The organism is Myxococcus sp. AM010, from assembly GCF_013372585.1.
In the GTDB taxonomy this organism is placed as follows: domain Bacteria; phylum Myxococcota; class Myxococcia; order Myxococcales; family Myxococcaceae; genus Myxococcus; species Myxococcus vastator.
In genome coordinates this window covers 1-5,163 of the sequence record NZ_JABXEO010000174.1, presented here as the reverse complement: position 1 = coordinate 5,163, position 5,163 = coordinate 1, and the positions used below count along the sequence as shown (strand labels likewise).

General features: G+C 72.9%; 4 protein-coding genes and 1 pseudogene. 2 read left to right on the top strand and 3 right to left on the bottom strand.

Annotation, left to right across the window (positions count from 1 at the left end):
* Positions 1–2 precede the first annotated feature (2 nt).
* Complete coding sequence (locus tag HV826_RS35975; protein ID WP_176421521.1) at positions 3–1,604, top strand: aspartyl protease family protein; 1,602 nt, start codon at positions 3–5, stop codon at positions 1,602–1,604.
* Here HV826_RS35975 and HV826_RS35970 read toward each other — a convergent pair.
* Positions 1,598–2,290, bottom strand: a complete 693-nt coding sequence (locus tag HV826_RS35970; protein ID WP_176421520.1) for an NAD-binding oxidoreductase — start codon at positions 2,288–2,290, stop codon at positions 1,598–1,600. The genes HV826_RS35975 and HV826_RS35970 overlap by 7 nt on opposite strands.
* Before the next feature lie 54 nt (positions 2,291–2,344).
* On the opposite strand from HV826_RS35970, the gene HV826_RS35965 reads away from it, so the two are divergent.
* The gene (locus HV826_RS35965) at positions 2,345–3,115 is read left to right on the top strand and encodes a transglycosylase domain-containing protein (RefSeq protein WP_368671072.1); all 771 of its coding nucleotides are present in this window, start codon (positions 2,345–2,347) and stop codon (positions 3,113–3,115) included.
* A 7-nt stretch (positions 3,116–3,122) separates the two neighbouring features.
* Here the strand turns inward: HV826_RS35965 and HV826_RS35960 are convergent, their stop codons facing one another.
* Together HV826_RS35960 and HV826_RS35955 are read right to left on the bottom strand one after the other, a co-directional pair.
* On the bottom strand, positions 3,123–4,850 hold the full coding sequence (locus HV826_RS35960; protein WP_176421519.1) for a serine/threonine-protein kinase: 1,728 nt from the start codon (positions 4,848–4,850) through the stop codon (positions 3,123–3,125).
* A 133-nt stretch (positions 4,851–4,983) separates the two neighbouring features.
* Positions 4,984–5,163, bottom strand: a pseudogene (locus HV826_RS35955) (hypothetical protein); the annotation flags it as partial.

The following is a 5,163-nucleotide window of genomic DNA, read 5'->3' as shown; positions in this document are numbered from 1 at the left end:
GGGTGGTGGCGGTGGGGGGTGGTGGCTGCGCGCACGCGCCTGCTCGGCTGTCCCCGGAGCTGAGCGCCCGGCTGGAGTCGGAGCCGGGCACCTGGGTGTCCGGCGGCGCCGTGGGCCTGGGGCGCAAGGCCGTCCTCAACAACAAGGACTTCATCTGGGGCCTGGCCTTCGCGCCCCGCGGCGCCCGGGTGGCGTACTCGCGCCTGGGCAGCAAGTCCTACTTCCTCTCCGTCTGGGAGCTGGGCTCCGCCGAGCCGACGATGCTGGCGGACCCGGCCATCAACCCCTACGAGTTCGACGTGGAGGGCGTGGCCTTCTCCCCGGATGGCACGCGCGTGGCCACCGCGGGCAAGGACCGCGTGGTGCGCCTCTTCGACGCGGCCACCGGCGCGCTCGTGGCGGAGCGCCGCACCGAGGAGCCGCTGTCCGTGGTGGCCTTCCACCCGGAAGGGCAGTGGCTGGTGGTGGGCAGCTACCAGGGTTTGATGACGGTGCTGTCGGCGCCCGCGCTGGCGTACGGCTCCGAGGAGCGCGGACACCTGGGGCCGGTGACGGCGCTGGCCTTCGCGCCGGACGGGACGCTGTATTCGGGCGGCTGGGACAAGCACGTGCGGGCCTGGCGCACCTCCGTGGAGGGGCTGCGGCCGGGACAGGCGCGCATGCGCTTCGAGCGGCGCGCCGGCTCCGTGGTGCTGGGTGGCACGGTGAATGACAAGGCGCCGCTGGCCTTCGCGCTGGATGCGCGCGCGCCCGCGCTGGTGCTCACCAGCGCGGCGGCCGCCGCGGCGGGCATCGACGTGCCCTTCCTGAAGGAGACGGTCAACGTGCCGGGGCCGCTGGGCACCATCGCCGCGCGGCTGGCGCCCGCGCAGTCCCTGCGCTTCAAGTCCATGCGGGTGGAGGGCGTGGACGTCGCCATCTGCGACGCGTGCGTGCCGGAGGGCACCCAGGGCGTGCTGGGCGCGCCCTTCTCCGCGCGGGTGGAGGTGGCCTTCGACGAAGTCACGCAGGAGGCCGTGCTCACGCTGAAGGGCGGCCCGCCCGAGGGCGCGGTGACGGTGGACGCCCTGGTGCTCGCGCGGCGCTCGGAGTTTCCCTTCCCGGCCTATGTGAGCGACGTCACGGTGGACGCACGCGGCCAGCGGCTGGGCGTGGGGCTGTCGGAGCAGAAGCCGGAGCGGGACCGCGCCGTGTACGAGCGCGAGCGCAAGGGCGTGGAGGAGCCGCAAGGCCCCTTCAACGCGGGCGCGCTGGTGGACGCGAAGTCTGGCCAGGTGCTGGCGAAGTGGCCGGTGCACCGGGGCGTGGTGGCCACCGCGGCCATCTCCCCGGACGGGCGCTCGCTGGCCAGCGGCGGCTGGGACAAGCGCGTGTACCTGTTCACCGAAGGGGACGTGGGCGCGCGCGGCGAGCACCGCTTCGACTGGTCCGTGCGGCGGGTGCGCTTCAGCCCGGACGGGCGCTGGCTGGGCGTGGCCGCATGGACGCCCCAGGTGGCCAGCCGCGACGGGGACAGCGACCCGGCGGCGGTGCTGCTGGAGGTGGGCTATGAGTCACCCACCGTGCAGGGGCCAGGCGCTTCCGGTGCGTCCGCCGCTCAGTAGTTGAGGTGGATGTCGCCCGTGGGCATGCCGCGGGCCTGGAGCGTCGTCATCACGCCCCGCACCATCTCCTTCTGTCCGCAGAGGAAGGCCACCGCGGCCTGCACGGGCCCTTCACCCAGGTGGGCCTGCACGTAGCCCGTGAGGCCCTGCCAGCCGCTGGCGCCGGGCTGGCTGACGGTGCGCACCACGCGCATCCCGCCGGCCTCCCACTCGTGGAGCTCGTCCGCGTAGGCGAAGGCGCCCGGTGTGCGCGCGCCGAAGTAGAGCGTCACCTGGCCGTAGGCCCCTCGCTCCCGCTGGATGCTGGTGATGACGGAGCGGATGGCGGAGATGCCGGAGCCGGTGGCGAACAGGAGCACGTCCTGTCCTCGGGCGCGCTCCAGCGGGAAGCCCCGCCCCTCCGGCCTCGACACGTCGACGTGGGCACCCCGAGGCAGGTGGATGAGGGCGTCGGGCAGCGGGCTGCCCACCTTGAGGAGGAACTCCCACTGCGTCCCCGGGCGGCCAGGCGGGGAGGCGATGGCGAAGAGCCCCTGCCCCACGCCAGGCAAGCGCAGGTGGACATATTGGCCCGGCCGCTCATGGGTGCCCGCCAGGGGCGTGCCCCGGACGTCCAGCACCAGGTCGGTGAGGCCATCTGCGGCGGGTGCACTGTCAGTGACGGTTGCCGGGTGCCAGTCGGGCATGTCGGGGTTTTAACCTACGCGCCCGGCGCGTGCTGCCCCTGGTAGCCTGAGGGGGTGAAGAGTCTGCTCTGGATCGTCTTGTTCATGCTGGGCCTGGCCGGCGTGGTGATTCCGCTGACGTACCTCTACACGGCGAGCAAGCTGCCGCCGCTGGAGAGCGAATTCGACGTGGAGAAGCAGCTCAAGCACAGCATCGAAGGCGAGCGGATGAGCCTTCGGGCGGGGCAGTCCCAGCGCAACCCGCGCCCCATCACCTTCGTGCGGCCGGACTTCTCCAAGCTGCCCAAGGACCTGGTGGCCCTCTACATCCGCCACATGGAGTGCCCCCGGTACTTCCAGACGCCGCGCGAGGACGGCCCCGCGTGGGCCTGGCGGCTGTTCCTGGGCGCCACCGTGGGCACGTCGCCGCCGGGAGACGGGGCTTGCGAGCGTATCCTGGCCATGCGCATCGCCGCCGCGCTGGGCATCGAGGGCACGCGAGAGCGCTCAGTGGCCGCGCACCGCATCCACACCTTCATGCAGAAGGACCAGCTCATCGCCTATGACTTGTCCATCATCTACTTCGAGCGCGGCATCGTCGGCGTGGAGGACGCGGCCCTGGCGCTCTTCGGCCGTGAGCTGAGCGACTTGAAGCTGGAGGAGCTCGCCGAGCTGCAGCTGGCCCTGCCGCCGTACTTCGACTACTCCGGCATCAAGACGTGCAAGAACCCCACGGAGCTGCGGAAGTACCGCAACCAGCTGCTGGAGGACCTCGCTGCCTGGCGGCTGGTGAGCAAGGACCGCGCCATCGCCGCCATGAACGAGCCGATGTCCTGCGCGCGCTGAGCGGCGGTCAGCGAATCATCCCCGCCACGCCCGTCACCTTCTTGAGCAGGTCGATGCGGGCGTGGGTGCTGGTGTCGGCCCGCGCGTCGTCGCGGTACTTCGCCAGCAGGTTGCGCGCGGCGTTGGCCTTGGGCGCGTCGAGCTTCCCGCTCGTCTCCAGTCGGTCCACCCGGCGCTCCAGCCGGTCGATGCTCTGGAGGATGTCCTCCAACGTGGGGGCGGAGGACTTCAGGGGCCGGGGCGGCGCGACGCGGGTGACCTCGGCGCGCGGGGCCGGCGGCGGACGCTCCGCGCCATCAGGCGGGGCCGGCGCGACGGCGGCGACGACCAAGGGCTGAAGCGGCACTTCCTGCTCGGGCGCGGCGGGAGGCGGGGTGGCCGCGGCGGCCTGCTCGGGCGCGGCGGGAGGCGGAGTGGCCGCGGCGGCCCGCTGTGGCGTGATGGACGGCGGCACGAGCGAGGGGGCCTTCGCGCCGCGGATGACGACCGCGGCGGCGCCCGAGAGCAGCAGCACGGCGAAGCTCACGGCGCCCACCAGCGGCAGGTGCTTGCGCAGGGGGCTCCGGGCGCCCGCGGCGCGCAGCTCCTGCGAGATCAGCTCGGCAGGCACCGGCACCGGCGTGGTGGGCCGACGCGAGTCCGCTTCCGCCGCCGCGGCGGACTTCTCGAAGCCGGGCGCGAGCGCGCTGGGGTTGGAGCGCGTGGAGGCCCGCAGGGTGCGGCGCAGCTTGTGGAGCTGCTGCCGCAGCGCGTCCGCGGAGTTGGGGCGCGTCTCCGGGTCCTTGGTGAGCATCTGCAAGATGAAGGCGTCCAGCGCGGGCGGCAAGTCGGAGACGAACTCCGACGGGCGAGGCGGCCGCGCCTCCACGTGCTTCATCAGCAGGTCCACCGGCGAGCTGCCCACGAAGGGCAGGCGGCCGGTGACGATTTCGAAGGTGACGACACCCAGGGCGTAGAGGTCCGTCATCGGCCCCACTTCCTGGCCGCGCGCCTGCTCCGGCGCCATGTACTCCGGCGTGCCCACCACCATGTCCGTGCGCGTCTGCGCGGTGCGGCCGGTGGGGCCCTGGCCTCGCTTGGCGAGCCCGAAGTCCAGCACCTTCACGTAGCGCGAGCCGTCCGGCTGCTGCACCAGGAAGATGTTGCTCGGCTTGAGGTCGCGGTGCACCACGCCCGCGCCGTGCGCGGCGGCCAGCGCGGCCAGCACCTCGTCGAGCAGCGCCAGCGCCTCCTGCACCGGCAGCCGGTTCTTCTCCGTCAGCACCGCGTCGAGCGCCTGGCCCTCCAGGTACTCCATGACGATGTACTGCCGGCCGTCCGGCACCTGGCCGAAGCCGAAGATGTCGATGATGCCCCGGTGACGGATGGCGTTGACGGCGCGGGCCTCCGCGAGCAGCCGCTCCACCTGCTCCGTGGAGTGGGCCAGCTCCGGACGCAGCACCTTCACCGCCACGCGCTTGCCGATGAGCGGCTGGATGCCTTCGTACACCAGCCCCATGCCGCCCACGCCGATGCGCGAGCGCAGCTCGTACTCGCCCAGCTTCAAGCCGATGAGCGGATCCCTCTGCGCGGCCGCGGGCGGGGGAGGCTCCGGGGCCTGCACCACCACGTTCGGCTCCTCCATGCGGGGGGGCACGTCGAACGACGACAGCACCACCGTCCCATCGCGTGGGCACACGGTGGTGTCGGCAGGTACGGCCAGGCCGCAGGTATCGCAGATCAACTCGGAAGCCATCTCAAACCGGGAAGCAGCGTAGCAGGAGGACCCCGGTGGGGCGATGTGCGCCGGCCCAGAGTGCCTGGCCGGCGGTCAGGCGCAGCACGCAAGCCCCTCCGGGCAGGCCCCCCCCAACGTCGGACAGCGGACGCTACGGGTTGGGGCTGACGCAGTCGACCTCCGGCAGTTGCTCGCCCGCGCTTCCCTCGAGCCCGGGGCCGGCGCCGCCCGGACCCCCTGGACCCACCTGGAAGGTGACGCCGCCATCCGTGTAGCGGACCGTCGCGCCCGGGCCGCACCACACGCCCACCGAGGGTCCACCGCCACCGCC

What these genes read in the sequence shown, in the direction of transcription:
- HV826_RS35970 (WP_176421520.1), bottom strand. Translation starts at nt 2,290, where the DNA reads ATGCCCGACTGGCACCCGGCAACCGTCACTGACAGTGCACCCGCCGCA.
- HV826_RS35960 (WP_176421519.1), bottom strand. Translation starts at nt 4,850, where the DNA reads ATGGCTTCCGAGTTGATCTGCGATACCTGCGGCCTGGCCGTACCTGCC.